The following is an 18709-nucleotide window of genomic DNA, read 5'->3' as shown; positions in this document are numbered from 1 at the left end:
GCTACGGAACGAAGCCAAAACCCGATGCCAGGAATTTATCGCCGCCTGCCCGCAGCCGGGTTCGGAAATGCGGAGCGAGGCCAGGGCGCAAAGCCGGGGCGCCCCGCGCCGCGCAGCAAGCCGCTCAAGCGCCCGTCGCAGCAGCGCGCCCGCTTCACCGTCAACGCCATCTACGACGCCTTTGTTCGGATTTGGCGCGCCCGCGGATGGGACGCCGTGACCACGCGGGCGGTGGCGCTGGAGGCTGGATTCTCGGTCGGTACGCTGTACGAGTACTTCCCGGGCAAGGAAGCGCTACTCTCCGGCTATGTACGGCATACGGTGGAATGGTTGCTGGGGCGCATCGATGCCGAGGTCACCCAGGCCGTCGGCCAGGACTGGCGTACGCGCGTGGCGCGGCTGGTGGCGATCACCTGCGGGGCCGACGATGCCGCCTCGGGCATCGTGTTCGACCACGAGATGCTGATGCTCGAAGCGCGCATCGCCGAGCCCAAGCATCACCGGCGGGTGTTCGACGAACTGGCGCAGGCGTGGCAGCGCGCGCTGGCTGCCTGCGATGACCTGCCCGTCATGGTTGACCAGGCAACCGTTGTGTCGCTGGTGGTGGCCGTGTGGGGCGCGCGCCGCTACCGGCTGTTATTGCATGAGGCTGCCTTGCCGGGCGATGCGTGGCAGGAGCAGATGGGGCGCATTTGCCTGGCGGCACTCGGTGGTGCCCCGCAGGCATAGCGGCCCGGTACCGTCGGGCACCTGACAGTTTCGTACAGATCTGTGTTTAGGAAGATTCGTGTAAGTCACCCTGTAACGGCGCCCGATCCTTTGCTAATCTGGAGGACATGGCATTTCTGCCGCCGCGCATGATCGACAGAAGAGGAGTGGGTGATGACAACCGCACGCCAGGTCGTAGAGTCCAAGCCAAGCCAGTCCATCTTCAGCATTCCGCCCACGGCGACGGTGTATGCCGCGCTGCAGTTGATGGCGGAAAAAGGCATCGGTGCCGTGCTGGTGATGGAGCACGGCAAGATCGTTGGCATCCTGAGCGAGCGTGACTATGCGCGCAAGGTGATCCTGATGCAGCGTTCGTCGCGCGACACGCTGGTGCGCGACATCATGACGTCGTCGGTCATCTACGTCAGCGGGGACCAGAGCACCAACGAGTGCATGGCGCTGATGACCAAGCATCGCATGCGCCACCTGCCGGTGATGAACGGCGAAGACCTGCTCGGCATGCTGTCGATCGGTGACCTGGTGAAGGACATCATCTCCGAGCAGCAGTTCATCATCGAGCAGCTCGAGCACTATATCCACGGCGGCAGCCGCTAGCTGCCGGATTCCCAGCGCGGTGCGCACCAGGCGCACCGCTGCCTTTGCCCCGGTCCTTTTCGGTGCCGGATTAGGCGCATTCGGTCGGGAGTCACCGTTCCTGACCGCCTCGTTGTTGCACAGCCGCACGCCATATGCGATACACGCATATAATTATGCGGTTGCTGAATTCGTGAATCCGGCCATCCGCCGCGGCGCCCTCCGTCTCAACCCGCCGCGCGCCTGGACTCCCGGCCGGCCAGTCCCCTGATTTGTTGCCCGCTTGCGGCCATCTGGCTGCGCGCTTGCTGTTGTTCTGCCCATGTCCTCGCTTACCCCGGCCAGTCAGGCCAACGCTTCGATTCCCCTTGTCTCCGCCAGCGACCACCACGCCATCATGCGCGTCATCGGCGGCATCGTGCTCTGCATCCTGCTGGCGGCGCTGGACCAGACCGTGGTCATTCCGGCCGTGCCGGCGATTGCCAATGACCTGAACGGGTTCGGGCACCTGTCGTGGATCGTGACCGCGTACCTGATCACCTCGACGGTCGCCACGCCGCTGTACGGCAAGCTGTCCGACAGTTTCGGGCGGCGCCGGCTGCTGATGGTGGCGATCACGCTGTTCATCCTGGCCTCGGCCGCATGCGCGATGGCGCAATCGCTGGGCCAGCTGATCCTGTTCCGCGCGCTGCAGGGCATCGGCGGGGGCGGGCTGTTGTCGCTGGCGCAGGCCGCTATTGCCGACGTGGTGGCGCCGCGCCAGCGCGGGCGCTACCAGGGCTACCTGGCCACGGTGTGGGCGGTGGCGTCGATCGCCGGGCCGCTGGTGGGCGGCTGGGTGTCCGACAACACGTCGTGGCGCTGGCTGTTCTGGATCAACCTGCCGCTGGGCGGGCTGGCCATGGTGATGTGCTACCGAGGCCTCGCCATGCTGCCCGTGCGCGGCGGCCGTGCGCGCGTGGACTGGCTGGGCGCCGTGCTGCTCGCCGTGGCGATCATCGCGTTCCTGCTGGCGATGAGCTGGGGCGGCGACGTGTTCGACTGGCTGTCGCCGCAGCTTGGCCTGCTGGCCTTGCTGACCGTGGCCGCCGTCGCCGCGCTGGCCTGGCAGGAGCGCCGCGCCGCCGACCCGATGCTGCCGCCGCGGCTGTTCGCCAACCGTGCCTATGTGATGGGCGTCGCGGCGTCGGCGCTGGCCGCGCTGAACATCTTCCTGTGCATCTTCGCCCTGCCGCTGCATTTCCAGCTCGTGCGCGGCGCCGACGCGTCGATGTCGGGCCTGCTGGTGATGCCGTTCCTGCTGGCCACCGTGGCGGGCAATTTCATCGTGGCGTGGCTGGCGCCGCGCGTGGGCCGCATGCGCGGCATCCTGACAGCCGGCTTCGTGGCGGGCGTGCTCGGGCTCGCGGTGCTGGCGCTGTCCACGCCCGCCGTGCCGCTGGCGATGGTGCTGATGGCGATGGCCGTGGGTGGCGTCGGCCTCGGCATGGCCATGGTCGGCACGCTGATGAGCGTGCAGAATACGCTGGAGCGCCGCGACACCGGCGCCGGCACCGGCGCACTGCTGGTGCTGCGCTCGCTCGGCAGCGCGCTTGGCGGCGCGCTGGCGGGCACGCTGCTGACGCTGGAGTTCCGCCACGCGACGGCCGCCGCCGGCGTGACGCAAGCGCTGGACCTGGGGGCGCTGCGGCACGGCAGCGAAGCACTCGCGCAGCTCTCGCCGATGGTGCGGGAGGTGCTTGCCGCGGGCGTCGAATCGGGCTTCCAGCTGATCTTCGCCGCGGGTGCCGTGGCTGCGCTCCTGGCATTGGGCATCGTGCGCTGCATGCCGGACCTGGAACTGCGCGGCAGCGTCACCGAACACGCCGCCACGCTGGCCATGGACTAGCGGCCGCCGGCGGCAAGCCAGGCAAGGGCGTAGACTATTGCGTACCCGATACAGCGAGACGCCCCCCATATGAAGACAGGAGACATCGCATGAACCGCCGCCACACCGCCCTAGCCGCTGCTTCACTGCGTCCTGCCATGCTTGCTGCGGCGCTGGCGCTTGCCGCTGCCAGTGCCACGCTCCTGCCGCACCCGGCGCGTGCTGCGGACAAGCCGGCCGCCATCCCGGCCGCCGCGGCCGGCAACTGCCCGGCCTCGCTCAACTTCCAGTTCCCGCGCCTGCAGGACGAGGCACCGCAGAACCTTTGCCAGTACGCCGGCAAGGTGGTGCTGGTGGTCAACACCGCGAGCTATTGCGGCTTCACGCCGCAGTACGAAGGGCTGGAGGCGCTCTATTCCCGGTACCGCGACCGCGGGCTGGTGGTGCTGGGCTTCCCGTCCAATGACTTCTCGCAGGAGCCGGGGTCGGCCAAGGAGATCGCCGACTTCTGCTACAACACCTACGGCGTCAAGTTCCCGATGCTCGGCAAGTCGCACGTGCGCGGCGGCGATGTCAATCCGATGTACGCGCTGCTGGCGAAGGAAACCGGTACTGCGCCGAAGTGGAACTTCTACAAATACCTGATCGACCGCAGTGGCAAGGTGGTGGCCAGCTACAACAGCAAGACCACGCCGGATGACAAGCAGTTCGTGGCAACGATCGAGCAGTTGCTGGCCAGCCCGCGCTGAGCCCTCCGTTTCCTGTCTTTCGCTTGCGACAGCCCGGCCATGGCCGGGCTGTTTTGCTTAGGGAAATTGACCTGCATCAAGCTCCCATTGCTGCCCGCTGATTAACGTCGCGTCTTTCAGACGGCGGGACCAGACGATGGGCATCACCCTGTACGACGCAGACGGACACACCTGCCTGATGTTTGCCGACCTGGTCGAGGAAGCGCATGGCGAGGTGGTGCAGACCAACCAGTTCCTGGTGGTGGACCACGGCCACGGCGCGCTGATCGATCCTGGCGGGAACATGACCTACAGCGAACTGTACCTGGCCATCGGCCGCTACTTTCCGCCCAAGCAGCTCGACTACGTCCTGGCCTCGCACGCCGATCCGGATATCGTCGCCTCGGTCGGACGCTGGCTGACGGGGTCGGATTGCCAGGTGCTGATCTCCAAGGTCTGGGCGCGCTTCCTTCCGCATTTCTGCCAGGCGGGCAAGACCGCCGGCCGCATCGTAACCATTCCCGATGCCGGCGCGCATATCCCGCTGGGCCGCGGTTCGCTGGTTGCCCTGCCGGCGCACTTCCTGCATTCCGAGGGCAATTTCCAGTTCTACGATCCGGTCAGCAAGATCCTGTTCTCGGGCGACCTCGGCGCGGCCATGACGAGCGCCGCCGAGGCCGGCACCACCGTCACGGATTTCGATGCCCACGCACCGCGCATGCTGCCGTTCCACCAGCGCTACATGAGCGGCAACCGCGCCTGCCGCTTGTGGGCGGCCATGGCGCGCACGCTCGATATCGAATGGATCGTGCCGCAGCACGGCCCGTCGTTTCGCGGCAAGGCCATGGTGGCGCGCCTGATCGACTGGGTCGATAACCTGCAATGCGGGCTGGACCTGCTCACGGCGAAGCACTATCGCGTGCCGTCAGCCCGCGCCACGATGGCCTGATCAGTCGCGGATCAGGCCTTCCGCGCGCATGGCTGCCTGCACGGCGGGGCGCGCGGCGACGCGCGAGAGGTATTGCTGCAGCGACGGGTAGGCCGTCAGCGGCATCATCAGCATGCGCGCCCAGCCCATGATCGTGAAGCAGTAGGCATCGGCCACGGTGAAGGTGCCGCCGGTCAGGTACTCGCGCGATTTCAGGTGGCGGTCGAGTTCGGCGAAGCGCAGCTGTAGCTTCGCCTTGCACGCCCGCGCGGTGCTGTCGGCGGTTTCCTTGTGCCACAGCCACGGGCTGAATACCTTGTGCAGTTCGGTGGAAACCAGCGTGAGCCAGCTCGCCGCTTCCAGCCGCTCGCGCGTACCGGCAGCCGGCAGCAGCTTGCGTTCGGGCACCAGGTCGGCGATGTACTGCAGCAGTGATCCCACTTCGCTGTGGCGCGAGCCGTCGTCAAGCTGCAGCAGGGGCACGTAGCCGCGCGGATGGATCGCGTAGTAGTCGTCGGTGCCGTTCTCGGCTTCCACCAGCTTGTGATGGATCAGGTCGACCCTGGCGAGCGTGACGGGCAGGCCCGCTTCACGCAGGGCGATGTGGACCGCCATCGAGCAGGCGCCGGGGGAATAGTAGAGCTTCATCAGGCTGTCCTATGTCGCGTTGGGCGGCCACTGCGTCGTGCAGTGGCCGTGCAGGCAGTCTAGGACGCGCCCGGGTGGCGGGCAATGGGCAGGCAATGCGCAGGGACGCGCAGCGGCCCCGCAAGTTTGCACGGGGGCGTGCGCTCAGGCGAGCAGCTGCGCGAGCGCTGCCGGCAGGCCCGCGTTGGGCTTGCGCGGCGGGCGCGCGAAGCTGCCTTCGCGCGTGGTGCCGGCCTGCAGCGCGACCAGCGTTTCGCAATGGCGCACGGCGCTGCTGACGCCGTCGACGACCGGCACCGGAATGCGTCCCTTGAGCGAACGCGCCAGCCCCGCGAGCGGCGCGCCGGCGACGATGATCACGTCGGCGCCGTCTTCGCGCACGGCCTGCAGGCTGAGTTCTTCCAGCCGTGCGGCATGGTCTTCCTGCACGCTGCCGATATCGCGCAGCGGTTCCTGCAGCGAACGGATGCTGGCCAGGCGCGAGGAGAGGCCGTTGCTTGCCACGCATTCGCGATACCACGCCTCGATCCGATGCGAGATCGCAATGATCGAGAAGCGCTGGCCGAGCAGGCAGGCGCTGGCCAGTGCGGCCTCGGTCATGCCGACCACGGGCACGTCGAACAGCTCCTTGAGCCCGGCCAGGCCCGGGTCGCCGAACGCGGCGACCACCAGGCCGTCGAACTTGCCGGCATGCCCGGCGGCGGCGCACGCGGTCGCGTAGCCACCGACCAGCGCTTCAAAGCGCGTTTCGATATAGGCCACGCCGAACTGCGCGGTGGCCATGGTGATGTTCGTTTCGGGTGCGGCGGTGCGCAGGGCTTCCGCGTGGATCAGGTCGGTGACCGACTCGCTGATGTTGGGGTTGACGATCAGGAGATTCATGATGGGTTTGCGATGGGTTCTGGTTCAGACCTCGGGTTGCCCGGCTTCGAGGAACCTGCCGCGTCCGGCCGCGGGCTCCAGGTACTCGCCGTTGCTCACCAGCATGTCGCCGCGCGAGAAGGCGGTCACGGGCCAGCCCGTCACCTCGATGCCTTCATACGGCGTGTAGTCGACCGCGTGATGCAGCGCGCTGTTGGTGATGCGCACCTTGCGCACGGGATCCCACAGCACGATGTCCGCATCGGCGCCGACCGCGATGGTGCCCTTGCGCGGATACAGGCCGTAGATCTTGGCCGGACGGTACGAGGTCAGCTCGACGAACTGGTGCAGCGACAGCTTGCCGCGCGCCACGCCGTCGAACAGCAGCGGCAGGCGCGTTTCGATGCCGGGCACGCCATTGGGAATATGGTCGAACGAATGCTCGGTGCTGCCGCCAAGCTTCTTGCCCTGCGGATCGTCGTAGCTGAACGGCGCGTGGTCCGACGAGAACACGCTGAACACGCCGTTGACCAGCGCGCGCCACACGGCGGCCTGGTTCTCGGGGTCGCGCGGCGGCGGGCTGCAGACGCACTTGGCGCCTTCGTAGCCGTCATCACCGGGCAGGCCCATGTCATCGGCGGTGAGGTACAGGTACTGCGGGCACGTCTCGGCCAGGATCTTCAGTCCCCTGCCCTGCGCCCAGCGGATCTGCTCGATCGCTTCCTTGCCCGAGACATGCACGATCAGGATCGGCACGTCGACGAGTTCGGCGAACGTGATGGCGCGATGGGTGGCCTCGCGCTCGACCGGCGCGGGACGTGCCAGGCCGTGGAAGCGCGGGGCGATGCGCCCTTCCCCGGTCAGCTTGTCGGTCAGCCAAGAGATGCAGTCCGAGTTTTCCGCGTGGACCATGACGAGCGCCTTGTGTTCGCGCGCGACGTCGAGCACCTCCAGCATTTCGCGGTCCGACAGCTTGAGGTCGTCGTAGGTCATGTAGACCTTGAACGAGGTATAGCCCTTGCGGATCAGCGTGGGCAGCTCGTCCTGCAGCACCGCGGGCGTCGGGTCGGCCACGATCAGGTGGAACGCGTAGTCGATCACGGCACGGCCTTCGGCGCGGCTGTGGTAGTCCTCGACCGCGGCCTTGAGCGAAGCGCCCTTTTCCTGCGCGGCGAACGGGATCACCGTGGTGGTGCCGCCGCACACGGCCGCGCGCGTGCCGGTGAAGAAGTCATCGGCCATGCGCATGCCGTCGGGCATGGGCTGGTCCAGGTGGCAGTGGCCGTCCACGCCGCCGGGCAGCGCCAGCAGCCCGGTTGCGTCGATTTCACGGTTGCCTTGCGGCAGGCCCTGGCCCAGCGCGACGATGCGGCCGTCGCGCACGCCGATATCGCACTGGAAGCGGTCGGAAGCGGTGACCACGTCGGCATTGCGGATCACCAGGTCGAGGTTATTGTCTGCGGGCATGGTCATCACTCCGGTTCGTTGACTCGCTGCCTTATTCGACTTCGCGGAACAGCCGGCCCCAGCCGGTCAGCGCGCGCGTATCCACGCCGGCCAGGCGCAGCGACTTCCACACGACGGTGGAGATGGTGTCGTACACGGGAATGCCGGTCTCGGCTTCCAGTGCTTCCACCAGGTGCGCCGCACGCAGGTTGGTGCAGAACGTGGTGATGGCCTGCGGCTTGTCTTCGGCGAGGGCGCGCACCATGGTGCGGATGGTGTCCTCCTCGACCTCGGCGAAGCTGTAGTTCACGTGCAGGTCCAGGTGGCGCTCGGCCGAGCAGTCGAAGCCGCTGCGCTGGTAGTTGGCGACGATGCGCTGCTGCACGTCATCGAGATATGGCGTGGCCAGGCCGAAGCGGCGCGCGCCGGTCTTCTCCAGGATCTCGTTGAGCGCGAGCACCGACGTGGTGGCGGGGATGCCCGTGGCTTCGGTGATCTGCTTGCACAGCGCCTCGTCCTTGTCGAAGCCGAGCCAGCCCGACGACGTGCCGTTCCACGCGATCACATCGACGCGCGCGTCGGCCAGCAGGCGCGCGGCGCCCAGGATCTTTTCCAGGTCGAACTGGCCCAGGGCCTGGTCGCGCAGCGAGATCTCGGTGACGGTAAAGCGCGAGAAATGCGCGCTGACGTTGGGCAGGCCGCTGACCATCGCGCTGGTGATCGGTTCGAGCGCGGTGTTGGAAGACGGCGTCAGCATGCCGAGGCGGATTTGCTTGGTCATTGCAGTGGTTCTCAGGAATCGTGGCGGGTGCCGGCATCCGCGCCGGCACCTCGTTGGTATGGTGAGCGCGCGCTGCGGGCGCGCGCTGAATCGGTCAGACCGGAATCTTGGTTTCGTAGTCGATCGCGGTGGACGCGAACAGCAGGCCCACGCCGGCCGCCGCGAAGAACATCAGCGCAAGGAAGTAGGAGCCGGTGGCCTGCACGATCAGGCCGACGATGATCGGTACGCTGATGCCGGCGATATTGCCGCCCAGGTTCATCAGGCCGCCCAGGAAGCCGATCTTGTTGCGGGTACCCAGCATCGACGGCACGGACCAGAACAGGCCACACCAGCGCAGGAAGAACATGGTGGAGGAGAGCAGCGCCACGACGGCCACCGCGTCGGCGACATAGGCCACCGAAAAGATCGACACGGTGGCGACCACGGCGGCGATGCCGAACAGCGTGCGCATCACCACGTTGGGACGGCCGCCGGCTTCCTTCCACTTGTCGGCGATCCAGCCGCCGACGAGTTCGCCGACGAAGCCGCTCATGAAGATGAGGAAGCTCGCACCGCCCATCGTCTTCAGGTCGAAGCCGCGTGCCTTGCTCAGGTAGGTCGGCATCCAGGTCAGCAGGCCGTAGAACACGGCGTTGAAGCACATCCAGCTGATGGCCATGCACCAGACCGAGCGGTACTTGAAGAAGTCGAGCGAACGGCCGGACAGGTTGGTCGGCTCGGCGCTGTGCTCGCGCGCCTGGGCTTCCTCGATGTGGCGCGCTTCCAGTTCATTGACGCCGCTGTGTTCGCGCGGGGAATTGCGGATGTACCACCAGGCCACGAAGCCGGCGAGCACGGTGCCGACGCCGGCGACCACGAACGACATGCGCCACGAGCCGAGCTCGCTGATCAGGCCGGCGATGATGAGCGAGCCAAGCGCCGCGCCCAGCGGCGCGCCGCCGTCAAGCAGCGTCGCGCCGCGGCCGCGTTCGTTCTGCGTCATCCAGATGGCGTTGAGCTTGCCGCCGGCCGGATAGATCGGCGCTTCGGCGGCGCCCAGCCCGAGCCGCGTGAGCAGCAGCGAGGTGGCGTTGGTGCAGACCGCCGCGATGGCCTGGAAGAAGCCCCAGAACACGGTGGCGCAGGCAATCACGATGCGCGGCTTGTATTTGTCGGCCAGCATCCCGCCCGGGATCTGCATGAATGCGTAAGTCCAGAAGAAGGAACTGAGGATCAGGCCCTGCATGGCGGGGCTGAGGTCGAACTCCTTGGCGATCAGCGGCATGGCTACCGACAGCGACGCGCGGTCGATGTAGTTGATCGCGACGAGCATCAGCATCATCAGGAAGATTTTCCAGCGCACGCTGCTGCGCGTGGCCGTGAGGGTGCCGGCTTGGCTTGTCGTTTGCATGACGGGGTGTCTCCTTTGCTTCTGGTCCTGCGATTGAGGCGTTTGTAGTGTGTATCGCGCAACTGGCCGGAGTATAGGATACGTAATCTGTAATTACAACTCGTGTAAGTCATTGATTTCACGATGATGTAATTGCACAATCGTGGGTGTGATAGCCTTCGGTTGGTGCAAATTCCCCATGCTGGTGACGTCCGTGACACAAACCCTTCCGAAAACCGCCCGTCTGCGCACTTTGGGCATGTCCGCCGAAATCGCGGCGCGGCTGCGCACGATGATCGAAGAGGGCGAACTGCCGCCCGGCGAGCGCATCGACGAGCGGGCCTTCTGCGAGGCGTTCGATGTCTCCAAGACGCCGCTGCGCGAGGCGCTCAAGGTGCTGGTGGCCGAAGGGCTGGTTTTGCATCGCCAGTACATCGGCTACCGCGTCGCGCCGCTGGACCTGGACGAACTGCGCTCCACCTTCGAGACGCTGCACGGGCTGGAGGCAACCGCCGGCGAACTGGCCGCGCAACGCCTGGACGCCGCCGCGCAGGCCAAGCTGGAGCGCCGGCACCAGGCCATGATCGACGCGCATGAAGCGGGGCGGCGTACCGACTATTTCCGCATCAACCAGGAAATCCACCAGCTCATCATCGACGGGGCCGCCAACCCGGTGCTGGCCGGCGTCTATGCCGCGCTGATGAGCAAGGTGCACCGCGCACGCGGTGCCGCCAACGCGGATACGCTGCGCTGGCAGGAGTCGCATGAGGAACATGAGGAAATCATGGCGGCCCTGCGCGAGCCGGGCCGCCCGCACCTGGCGCAAGTGCTGCGCCGGCATTCCGAGAACACTGCCAATGAAGTGCTGACGGTGGTCGCCCGCTCGCTCGCAGGGGCGCCCGACCGTCAGGTCAATCCACCATCCAAGGGAAGACAATGAAACTGGTAAGAACTGGCCAGCCCGGCGCCGAGCGCCCGGGCCTGATCGACGCGCAGGGCAAGGTGCGCGACCTGTCCGGCGTGGTCGGGGACATCACCGCGTCGCAGCTGTCGCCGGACGCGCTGGCACGCCTGGCGCAGTTGGATGCGGCCACGCTGCCGGTCGTGGAGGGCGCGCGCTTTGGCGTGCCCTGGACCGGCATCGGCAAGATCATCGCGATCGGCCTGAACTATGCGGACCACGCGGCCGAAGCCGGCATGCCGATCCCGGCCGAGCCGATCGTCTTCCTGAAGGCCAACAGCTCGCTCAACGGGCCCGACGACGACGTGATGCTGCCCTACGGCTCGCTGAAGTCCGACTGGGAGGTGGAACTGGGCGTGGTGATCGGCAGTACCGCACGCAATGTCTCGCGTGAAGACGCGCTCAGCCATGTGGCCGGCTACTGCGTGGTCAACGATGTCTCGGAGCGCGAGTTCCAGATCGAGCGCGGCGGCACCTGGGACAAGGGCAAGGGCTGCGACACCTTCTGCCCGGTCGGCCCGTGGCTGGTGACGCGCGACGAAGTGCCCGATCCGCAGGCGCTGGGCCTGTGGCTGGAGGTCAACGGCGAACGCGTACAGAAAGGCAGCACGGCGACCATGGTCTTCGACGTGGCCACGGTGGTCAGCTACGTGAGCCGCTTCATGACGCTGCAGCCCGGCGACCTGATCGCCACGGGCACGCCGCCGGGCGTCGGCATGGGCTTCAAGCCGCCGCGCTTCCTGAAGGCGGGCGATACCATGCGGCTGGGCATCGAGGGCCTGGGCGTGCAGGCACAGAAGGTGGTGCCTTACGCGTGAGTGATCCGCTGCGGCGGCACTGCGCGTGACATGCGTCGCGCGAGACGGGCGTAAGGTCGGCGTAAAAGGCGGGCGTGCAAGGCGCCCGCCAAGGTTCCCCGCCGAAACGCTTTCATACAAAGCGTTGGGTTTCCATACAAAGCGTGCCGTGAGAGCAACAGTTGCGGTGTCGAAAAGGGCGGGATTACATCGTTTTACATGAAATCCGACCAATCACGTTTGCGTTGCGATTTCTGCGTGAAATACTGGTTATAAGGACGGCGTTCTGACCGTCCACAGTCTCTGCCAGAAGAGCAAACCATGTCCGAGCACGCCCCCGAGATCGAGTCCTACCTCGGCACCACGCTGAAGCGCCGTTTCTGCGCGCTGGCCGACACCCTGGACAGCCGCGCCGAACTGGAAGCCATCCGGCGCAACATCCACCAGAATCCCGAACTCGCCTTTGACGAAGTCCGTACCTCCGGGCTGGTCGCCAGCCTGCTGGAGAGCTGGGGCTTCACGGTCACGCGCGGCGTGGGCGGCACCGGCCTGGTCGGCACGCTGAAGGCGGGCACCGGTGCGCGCAGCATCGGCATCCGCGCGGACATGGACGCGTTGCCCATCCACGAGCGCACCGGCCTGCCGTATGCGAGCGCGAACGAAGGACGCATGCACGCGTGCGGGCACGACGGCCACACCGCCATCCTGCTTGGCGCCGCGAAGCAGCTTGCGCGCACACAGAACTTCAATGGCACCGTCCACCTGATCTTCCAGCCAGCCGAGGAAATCGGCGCCGGCGGCGGGGCCGAGCGCATGCTGGCCGACGGCCTGTTCGAACGCTTCCCGTGCGATGCCATCTTCGGCCTGCACAACCACCCGGGCGTGGAGCAGGGCCACTTCCTGTTCCGTGCGGGGCCGTTCATGGCGGCCTGCGACACGGTGACCATCACCATCCGCGGCAAGGGGGGCCATGCGGCGCGCCCGCACCAGTCGGTCGACCCGATCCTGGTGGCGGGCAGCCTGGTGATGGCGCTGCAGTCGGTGGTGTCGCGCTATGTCGACCCGAACGAGACCGCCGTGGTCACCATCGGCACGCTGCACGCGGGCCATGCCCCGAATGTGATCCCGGACAGCGCGCGCATGGAAATCAGCGTGCGTTCGTTCAGTCCCGAAGTGCGGGCCTCGCTGGAGACCCGTATCCGCCAGCTTGCGCTCTCGCAGGCCGAGGGCTACGGCGCCGTGGCCGAAGTGAACTATGTGCATGGCTACCCGGTGCTGATCAACAGCGAAAGGGAAACCGAGTTCGCGCGCCAGATCGCCGAGGAACTGGTCGGCGCCGACAAGGTGGTCACGCAGGCCGCGCGCATTACCGGCAGCGAGGACTTCGCCTACTTCCTGCAGCAGCGGCCCGGATGCTTCGTGCGGCTGGGCAATGGCGCGAACCAGCCTTTGCTGCACAACCCCGGCTATGACTTCAATGACGAGAACCTGACCGTCGGCGCAGCGTACTGGACCAGGCTGGTGGAGCGTTACCTGGCGCGGTAACCCCCCGTAGCGCCGTAGTTCGGTACGCATCGCTACCGACGGCCGCCGGCCTACTCACCGGAAGAACGCACTCGGGGGCACCCCGAACTGCCGCTTGAACATCGTCGCAAACGCACTCGGACTCTCGTAACCGAGATCGAGCGCCACATCCACCACCTTGCTGCCAGCGGCCAGCCTCTCCAGCGCCGCCAGCAATCGCGCCTGCTGCCGCCACTGCCCGAACGTCATCCCGGTTTCCCGCGCGAAGCGGCGCTGGATGGTCTTGGGATCGACGCCCAGCCGTTCGCCCCAGTCGGCCAGCGTCAGCGATGTGTCGGGGGTGGCAATGATGGCATCGCAGATCTGGCGCAGTCCGGCATCGGCCGGATGCGGCAGGTGCAGCGGCAGCGTCGGCACCAGCACCACCTCATCGAGCAGCAACTGCATCAGCCGCCCGTCGCGCGAGTCGGCGGAGTAGGGCAGCGGCACGTCGATCGCGGCCAGAATCAGTTCGCGCAGCAGCGGCGAGATGCCCAGCACGGTGCTGCGCAGCGGCAGGTCCGGCGCTGCATCGGGCCGGATGTAGGCGGTGCGCATCTGCACCTGTCCCACCATGCGGATCCAGTGCAGCGTGCCACCGGGCATCCACATGCCCCGCGTGGGCGGCACGATCCACTGGCCCTCGTCGGTCGAGACCACCATCACACCATGGACGGCGTGGATCAGCTGCGCATGCGGGTGCTGGTGCCGGGCCGTGACGTCGCCGGGCTGGTAGTCGGCCGCCATCGCCGTGACCGGCATGGGGCCCCGATCGAAGTGCACATAGCGCGGCGGGCTGGTGTACGTGTCTCCCAGCGCCTGGGTTTGCGCCGGTGCCGGCTTCCACACACGTGAGGCAGGCATGTCCTTTTCTCCAAGGTTGTGGACCCATTCTCGCAGGACAGGCGGCTTGCGGCCAGATAGCATCGCGTTTCTTACTGTCCCGACGAGCGCCCCCGGCGGTTCGTCATCCGTCCTGTCGAGACCGCCAATGAGCACAACCATCGACTCCAACGCTGCTGCGTCCGGCGTTCATTCCGATCAATCCGCCGAGCGCACGGGCTTCCGCGTCCTGTCCGCAATCAGCTTTGCGCACTTCCTCAACGACATGATCCAGTCGTTGATCCTGGCCATCTATCCGATGCTCAAGGGCGGCTTCAACCTGAGCTTCGTGCAGATCGGCCTGCTGACCATGACCTACCAGGTCACGGCATCGCTGCTGCAGCCGGTGGTGGGCCTGTACACCGACAAGCATCCCAAGCCGCACTCGCTGGCCATCGGCATGGGCTTCACGCTGGCCGGGCTGCTGCTGCTGTCGGTAGCGCCGACCTATGGCGTGCTGCTGGTGGCAGCGGCGCTGGTCGGCACCGGTTCGTCGATCTTCCATCCGGAGTCGTCACGCGTGGCGCGCATGGCGTCGGGCGGCCAGCACGGGCTGGCACAGTCGATCTTCCAGGTCGGCGGCAACGGCGGCAGCGCCATGGGGCCACTGCTGGCGGCGGGCATCGTCCACAAGCAGGCCAGTGTGGCGTGGTTCTCGCTGGCGGCGCTGCTGGCCATCGTGGTGCTGTGGAAAATCGGCGGCTGGTATGCGCAGCAACTCGCGCATCGCGCGCGCAAGGGCAAGACGGCCGGTGCCACGGCCAGTCCGGTGCCGACGCGCGTCGTGGTGCGGGCCATGCTGGTGCTGCTGGTGCTGGTGTTCTCCAAGTACTTCTACATGGCGAGCCTGACCACGTACTACACCTTCTACCTGATGGAGAAGTTCGGGCTGGCGCGCCAGACCGCGCAGGTCTACCTGTTCGTGTTCCTGTTCGCGGTGGCGGCGGGCACCATCCTGGGCGGCCCGATCGGCGACCGCATCGGCCGCAAGCGCGTGATCTGGGCTTCGATCCTCGGCGTGGCGCCGTTCACGCTGGTGCTGCCGCACGTGGGCCTGTTCTGGACCGGCGTGCTGACCTTCATCATCGGCTTTATCCTGGCCTCGGCCTTCTCGGCGATCCTGGTGTTCGCGCAGGAGCTGATTCCCGGCAAGGTGGGCATGGTCTCGGGCCTGTTCTTCGGCCTGGCCTTCGGCATGGGCGGCATCGGCGCCGCGGTGCTGGGCGGGCTGGCCGACACGCACGGCATCCAGAGCGTCTACCGGCTGTGCGCGTACCTGCCGCTGCTGGGCCTGCTGGCGGTGTTCCTGCCCGACCTCGGCGGCAGGCGCAAGACTGCCTGACGCGCGCCAGCGCACATAGCGCACACAGCGCACACAGCGCCATCGCGCCCCGCGGCCGGCGGGGCGTTTTCACTGGTAGCGGCGTCTCCTACACTGGGGCCTATGCCTGCACGCCAGCCATCGAATGACGGCGGAGATCGCGAGTCCCATACATGCGCATGCGCGCGAATCGGATGGATCGTAATGGATGTGGCGAATGTGCCGCAGGAAGGCGCAATGGTGCGCGCCTTGCTGCGAGGCGCGCAGCACGCGGGCGTTTTGCGGCATCATGGCGGGCATGACGTCCGCCGTACCTTCGCTCCCTGTTTCTCCTCCCACCGCTGTTCCTGCCTGTGAGCGCTGCCTGGCGCTGGCGGAGGATCCGCGGCGCCGCGAGCCGCCGTCCTGCCTGGCGCTGCGCAATACCGCACCGCTGGTCAGCCAGAGCCAGGCCGGCGTTCCGTACAGCATGCTGACCTTCTGTTGCCGCGACTGCGGCACGGTCTGGCGCCTGTACGACCGCGCCAACGAACTGTTCGTGTCGTGGGTGCCGGAGCACCCGCTGGTGCGCTGAGACGCAAGCCCGGCCAGCCGATCGGCTAACATAGCGCGACGCGGCCACGCGCCGCGCCCTTCCATTTCCCGCACCCGTCATGGCTTTTCATTCCCGCTTGCCCGTGCTGGCCGCGCTTGGCGCCGCCGGCCTGATGGCTGCAGCGTTGCCCGCTGCCGCCGCCGACAACTACCCCAGCCGTCCGATCCGCATGATCGTCGCCTATCCCACCGGCGGGATCAGCGATACCGTGGCGCGCGCGCTCGGCGAGCGGCTCTCTGCCCAGATGGGGACCTCGGTGGTGGTCGAGAACAAGGCTGGCGCCGGCGGCAGCATCGGCATCGATGCCGTGGCCAAGGCCGCGCCGGATGGCTACACGCTCGGGTTCGCCTCGACCAGCCCGCTCACGCTCAACCCGCATGTGGGCCACGTCAACTATGACCCGCTGCGCGACGTGGCGCCCGTCATGAGCGTGATGTACTCGCCGGTGCTGATCGTCGCCACGCAGAGCTTTGCCGGCAAGACCTTCCAGGACCTGGTGGCACAGGGCAAGGCCAAACCGGGCTCGGTGCGCTGGGCCACGTCGGGCCTCGGCACGGTCGGCCATGTCGTGCTCGAGCAGGTGAAGGCGAAGTCGAAGGCCGAGCTGACGCTGATTCCGTACAAGGGCGCCGGCCAGCAGATGAATGACGCGCTTGGCGGCCAGTTCGAGGTCATGAGCACCAATGCCAGCCCCGTGCTGACCCAGCACATGCAGGCCGGACGGCTGCGCCCGCTCGCCGTGGGTGCGCCGAAGCGCATCGAAAGCATGGCCAGCGTGCCGACGCTCGCGGAACTCGGCTACCCGAAGGCGAACCTGACCTCGACCTTCGGCATTTTTGCCCCGGGCAAGACGCCGCCGGCAATCATCAGCAAGCTCAACGCCGAACTCAACAAGGCCCTCGGCGAGCCCGAGGTGCGTGAACGCCTGCTCAAGGGCGGCGAAGTGCCGACCGGCGGCACGGCCGCGCAGTTCGCCAAGGCCATCCACGACGAATCCGTGGAGAACGCCCGCATCGTCAAGGAAGCCGGCATCAAGGCGGACTGATGCCCTGCACCTGGTCCAGCCGGTTCCCGAGGCCGTAGACGGCGGACAACCGTACGCCGTTGTGCGGCCACAGCGCGAGCTTGGTGCGGACCCGCGACAGATGGCTGTCGACGGTGCGCGAAGCCGCATCGACGTGGTAGCGCCAGACTTCGTTCACCATGGTCTGGCGCAGCACCAGCGAGCCGAGGTTGCGGAACAGCAGCACGGCCAGGTCGAATTCCTTTGGCGCCAGCGCCACCGGCCGGCCGTGGACCCACGCACGGCGGTCGGCCGTGGCGAAGCGGAAGGCGCCATGATTCAGATCGCAGGCATGCGCGCCGCCCGGGTAGGCACGGCGCTGCAGCGCCATCACTCTTGCGGCGAGCTCCGCCATGCCGACGGGCTTGCGCAGATAGGCGTCGGCACCTTCGCCAAAGCAGGCGGCGATATGCCTGTCGTCGTCGCTGTCTCCAAGCAGCATCACCGGCAGCTCGTGGCCGAGCGTGCGGCGTACCCACGCCAGCACGTCCAGCGCTGAAATGCCCGGCACATCGCTGTCCAGCAACAGCATGTCGAAGGTGCCGCCGCGCAGCGCCTGGATCAGCGAGCGGCCGTGGATGTAGCGCGTGCATTGGTGCCCGTTGAGGCGAAGGGTCTGGTCAATGCCGATGGCCCGGGTCGGGTCGGCCTCCAATACGGCAATTCTCACGTCGTCTCTCCTGGCGCTTCCGGATGCGGGGAAGTCCGGCAGGCGCGATGGCCGGCACGGCAATGGCCCATGGTATGGACCCGCGCCTGCGGCAAGAAGTGAACGATTGTTGAAGGCCCGTTTTGAGGCCCGTCCTATTCTGACGTCCCGGTCCGAGGTTTCTAATTCCGTCACGCGCAAACGCTGAGGAAGACAGACCATGAGAAAGACCATTGCCTCGCTGGAAGCCGATCCTGTCCATGCGGCGCTGATCCGCAGGATCGTCAATGAGGCCGGCTACGAATGCGTGAGCTTCGGCCAGAGCCGGCGCCTGCTGCTGGCCCTGCATGACTCCGCCTTTGATTTGCTGCTGCTCGACTGGCAGATGCCGGGCATGTCCGGCCGCGAGGTGCTGAACTGGGTGCGCGGCAACCTCGACCGCCGCATCCCGGTCATGTTCCTGTCCGCGCGTGATGCCGAGGCCGACGCTGTCAGCGCGCTGATCGCCGGCGCCGACGACTACATGGTCAAGCCCATCCGGGCCGCGGAACTGTCGGCGCGCATCGGCGCCGTGCTGCGCCGCGCCTGTCCCGGGGATTTCGCGCGCAACGCGCCGTTGCGCCTGGCCGGCTACGTGTTCGACTGCACCGCCCGGCAGGCGACCTTCCACGGGCATCCGGTCTGCCTGACGCCAAAGGAGTTCGACCTGGCGGTGCTGCTGTTCCGCAACGAGGGGCGCATCGTCACGCGCGACCACATCATCGCCACGGTCTGGGGCCGCGAGATCTCGCCGCTGTCGCGCACCATCGATACGCATGTGTCGCGCGTGCGCAGCAAGCTCGGGCTGCATGCCGCGAATGGACTCCGGCTGACGCCGGTCTATACGCATGGATACCGACTGGAGCTGGCGGAGAGCGAGGCCGCCTGAGGCAGCACAGCGCCGTG

At 67.1% G+C, this 18709-nt stretch carries 19 protein-coding genes; 12 read left to right on the top strand and 7 right to left on the bottom strand.

Annotated elements, in window-relative coordinates; all coding sequences use genetic code 11:
* Positions 1-24: 24 nt before the first annotated feature.
* The 5 genes from KHO22_RS04755 to KHO22_RS04735 all read left to right on the top strand — a co-directional run bounded on the left by KHO22_RS04755 (position 25) and on the right by KHO22_RS04735 (position 4846).
* Positions 25-729, top strand: coding sequence for a TetR/AcrR family transcriptional regulator (locus KHO22_RS04755; protein WP_211945960.1), 705 nt, complete (start codon positions 25-27; stop codon positions 727-729).
* A 153-nt stretch (positions 730-882) separates the two neighbouring features.
* On the top strand, positions 883-1323 hold the full coding sequence (locus KHO22_RS04750) for a CBS domain-containing protein (RefSeq protein WP_211945959.1): 441 nt from the start codon (positions 883-885) through the stop codon (positions 1321-1323).
* Between the two features lie 376 nt (positions 1324-1699).
* Positions 1700-3190, top strand: coding sequence for an MDR family MFS transporter (locus KHO22_RS04745; protein WP_211946222.1), 1491 nt, complete (start codon positions 1700-1702; stop codon positions 3188-3190).
* An 89-nt stretch (positions 3191-3279) separates the two neighbouring features.
* The gene (locus tag KHO22_RS04740) at positions 3280-3918 is read left to right on the top strand and encodes a glutathione peroxidase (RefSeq protein WP_211945958.1); all 639 of its coding nucleotides are present in this window, start codon (positions 3280-3282) and stop codon (positions 3916-3918) included.
* A 136-nt stretch (positions 3919-4054) separates the two neighbouring features.
* Entirely contained in the window at positions 4055-4846 is a 792-nt protein-coding gene (locus tag KHO22_RS04735) for an oxygen-binding di-iron domain-containing protein (RefSeq protein WP_211945957.1), read from the top strand.
* On the opposite strand, the gene gstA is transcribed toward KHO22_RS04735, so the two are convergent.
* From gstA to KHO22_RS04710, 5 genes are all read right to left on the bottom strand, one after another.
* The gene (gstA, locus tag KHO22_RS04730; RefSeq protein WP_211945956.1) at positions 4847-5473 is read right to left on the bottom strand and encodes a glutathione transferase GstA; all 627 of its coding nucleotides are present in this window, start codon (positions 5471-5473) and stop codon (positions 4847-4849) included.
* Positions 5474-5617: 144 nt separating this feature from the next.
* Positions 5618-6355: an aspartate/glutamate racemase family protein gene (locus KHO22_RS04725; RefSeq protein ID WP_211945955.1), complete on the bottom strand. Its 738-nt coding sequence runs from the start codon at positions 6353-6355 to the stop codon at positions 5618-5620.
* 24 nt (positions 6356-6379) lie between these two features.
* Positions 6380-7801: a dihydropyrimidinase gene (gene hydA / locus KHO22_RS04720; RefSeq protein WP_211945954.1), complete on the bottom strand. Its 1422-nt coding sequence runs from the start codon at positions 7799-7801 to the stop codon at positions 6380-6382.
* A gap of 31 nt (positions 7802-7832) precedes the next feature.
* A complete protein-coding gene (locus KHO22_RS04715) occupies positions 7833-8561 on the bottom strand; it encodes a maleate cis-trans isomerase family protein (RefSeq protein ID WP_211945953.1) in 729 nt (242 codons plus the stop codon).
* A 94-nt stretch (positions 8562-8655) separates the two neighbouring features.
* On the bottom strand, positions 8656-9954 hold the full coding sequence (locus KHO22_RS04710; RefSeq protein ID WP_211945952.1) for an MFS transporter: 1299 nt from the start codon (positions 9952-9954) through the stop codon (positions 8656-8658).
* Between the two features lie 178 nt (positions 9955-10132).
* Here KHO22_RS04710 and KHO22_RS04705 point away from each other — a divergent pair, with 178 nt between their 5' ends.
* The 3 genes from KHO22_RS04705 to KHO22_RS04695 all read left to right on the top strand — a co-directional run bounded on the left by KHO22_RS04705 (position 10133) and on the right by KHO22_RS04695 (position 13236).
* The gene (locus tag KHO22_RS04705; RefSeq protein ID WP_211945951.1) at positions 10133-10873 is read left to right on the top strand and encodes a GntR family transcriptional regulator; all 741 of its coding nucleotides are present in this window, start codon (positions 10133-10135) and stop codon (positions 10871-10873) included.
* Positions 10870-11712, top strand: a complete 843-nt coding sequence (locus tag KHO22_RS04700; RefSeq protein WP_211945950.1) for a fumarylacetoacetate hydrolase family protein — start codon at positions 10870-10872, stop codon at positions 11710-11712. The genes KHO22_RS04705 and KHO22_RS04700 overlap by 4 nt, the downstream gene beginning before the upstream one ends.
* 300 nt (positions 11713-12012) lie before the next feature.
* A complete protein-coding gene (locus KHO22_RS04695) occupies positions 12013-13236 on the top strand; it encodes a M20 aminoacylase family protein (protein ID WP_211945949.1) in 1224 nt (407 codons plus the stop codon).
* A gap of 54 nt (positions 13237-13290) precedes the next feature.
* On the opposite strand, the gene KHO22_RS04690 is transcribed toward KHO22_RS04695, so the two are convergent.
* A complete protein-coding gene (locus tag KHO22_RS04690) occupies positions 13291-14118 on the bottom strand; it encodes an AraC family transcriptional regulator (RefSeq protein WP_211945948.1) in 828 nt (275 codons plus the stop codon).
* Positions 14119-14245: 127 nt separating this feature from the next.
* Here KHO22_RS04690 and KHO22_RS04685 point away from each other — a divergent pair, with 127 nt between their 5' ends.
* From KHO22_RS04685 to KHO22_RS04675, 3 genes are all read left to right on the top strand, one after another.
* Entirely contained in the window at positions 14246-15478 is a 1233-nt protein-coding gene (locus tag KHO22_RS04685) for an MFS transporter (protein ID WP_230426742.1), read from the top strand.
* Positions 15479-15746: 268 nt separating this feature from the next.
* On the top strand, positions 15747-16031 hold the full coding sequence (locus KHO22_RS04680) for a hypothetical protein (protein ID WP_211946220.1): 285 nt from the start codon (positions 15747-15749) through the stop codon (positions 16029-16031).
* Between the two features lie 79 nt (positions 16032-16110).
* On the top strand, positions 16111-17097 hold the full coding sequence (locus KHO22_RS04675; RefSeq protein WP_211945947.1) for a Bug family tripartite tricarboxylate transporter substrate binding protein: 987 nt from the start codon (positions 16111-16113) through the stop codon (positions 17095-17097).
* On the opposite strand, the gene KHO22_RS04670 is transcribed toward KHO22_RS04675, so the two are convergent.
* Positions 17084-17785: a response regulator transcription factor gene (locus tag KHO22_RS04670; RefSeq protein WP_211945946.1), complete on the bottom strand. Its 702-nt coding sequence runs from the start codon at positions 17783-17785 to the stop codon at positions 17084-17086. The two genes, KHO22_RS04675 and KHO22_RS04670, sit on opposite strands and share 14 nt — an antisense overlap.
* A gap of 199 nt (positions 17786-17984) precedes the next feature.
* Between KHO22_RS04670 and KHO22_RS04665 the strand changes: the two genes are divergently transcribed.
* Positions 17985-18692, top strand: a complete 708-nt coding sequence (locus KHO22_RS04665) for a response regulator transcription factor (protein WP_211945945.1) — start codon at positions 17985-17987, stop codon at positions 18690-18692.
* Positions 18693-18709 lie beyond the last annotated feature (17 nt).

Origin of the sequence: Cupriavidus yeoncheonensis (assembly GCF_905397275.1) — a bacterium.
GTDB lineage: Bacteria > Pseudomonadota > Gammaproteobacteria > Burkholderiales > Burkholderiaceae > Cupriavidus > Cupriavidus yeoncheonensis.
The sequence above is the reverse complement of the archived record's forward strand: the minus strand, read 5'-3'. Positions and strand labels throughout refer to the sequence as shown.

Bases quoted from the DNA above. Each gene is read 5' to 3' on its own strand.
- KHO22_RS04735 (WP_211945957.1), top strand. From the start codon at position 4,055: ATGGGCATCACCCTGTACGACGCAGACGGACACACCTGCCTGATGTTT.
- KHO22_RS04695 (WP_211945949.1), top strand. From the start codon at position 12,013: ATGTCCGAGCACGCCCCCGAGATCGAGTCCTACCTCGGCACCACGCTG.
- KHO22_RS04710 (WP_211945952.1), bottom strand. From the start codon at position 9,954: ATGCAAACGACAAGCCAAGCCGGCACCCTCACGGCCACGCGCAGCAGC.
- KHO22_RS04725 (WP_211945955.1), bottom strand. From the start codon at position 6,355: ATGAATCTCCTGATCGTCAACCCCAACATCAGCGAGTCGGTCACCGAC.
- KHO22_RS04755 (WP_211945960.1), top strand. From the start codon at position 25: ATGCCAGGAATTTATCGCCGCCTGCCCGCAGCCGGGTTCGGAAATGCG.
- hydA (WP_211945954.1), bottom strand. From the start codon at position 7,801: ATGCCCGCAGACAATAACCTCGACCTGGTGATCCGCAATGCCGACGTG.
- KHO22_RS04715 (WP_211945953.1), bottom strand. From the start codon at position 8,561: ATGACCAAGCAAATCCGCCTCGGCATGCTGACGCCGTCTTCCAACACC.
- KHO22_RS04740 (WP_211945958.1), top strand. From the start codon at position 3,280: ATGAACCGCCGCCACACCGCCCTAGCCGCTGCTTCACTGCGTCCTGCC.
- KHO22_RS04750 (WP_211945959.1), top strand. From the start codon at position 883: ATGACAACCGCACGCCAGGTCGTAGAGTCCAAGCCAAGCCAGTCCATC.
- KHO22_RS04705 (WP_211945951.1), top strand. From the start codon at position 10,133: ATGCTGGTGACGTCCGTGACACAAACCCTTCCGAAAACCGCCCGTCTG.
- KHO22_RS04690 (WP_211945948.1), bottom strand. From the start codon at position 14,118: ATGCCTGCCTCACGTGTGTGGAAGCCGGCACCGGCGCAAACCCAGGCG.
- KHO22_RS04745 (WP_211946222.1), top strand. From the start codon at position 1,700: ATGCGCGTCATCGGCGGCATCGTGCTCTGCATCCTGCTGGCGGCGCTG.
- KHO22_RS04680 (WP_211946220.1), top strand. From the start codon at position 15,747: ATGGCGGGCATGACGTCCGCCGTACCTTCGCTCCCTGTTTCTCCTCCC.
- KHO22_RS04665 (WP_211945945.1), top strand. From the start codon at position 17,985: ATGAGAAAGACCATTGCCTCGCTGGAAGCCGATCCTGTCCATGCGGCG.
- gstA (WP_211945956.1), bottom strand. From the start codon at position 5,473: ATGAAGCTCTACTATTCCCCCGGCGCCTGCTCGATGGCGGTCCACATC.
- KHO22_RS04700 (WP_211945950.1), top strand. From the start codon at position 10,870: ATGAAACTGGTAAGAACTGGCCAGCCCGGCGCCGAGCGCCCGGGCCTG.
- KHO22_RS04685 (WP_230426742.1), top strand. From the start codon at position 14,246: ATGAGCACAACCATCGACTCCAACGCTGCTGCGTCCGGCGTTCATTCC.
- KHO22_RS04675 (WP_211945947.1), top strand. From the start codon at position 16,111: ATGGCTTTTCATTCCCGCTTGCCCGTGCTGGCCGCGCTTGGCGCCGCC.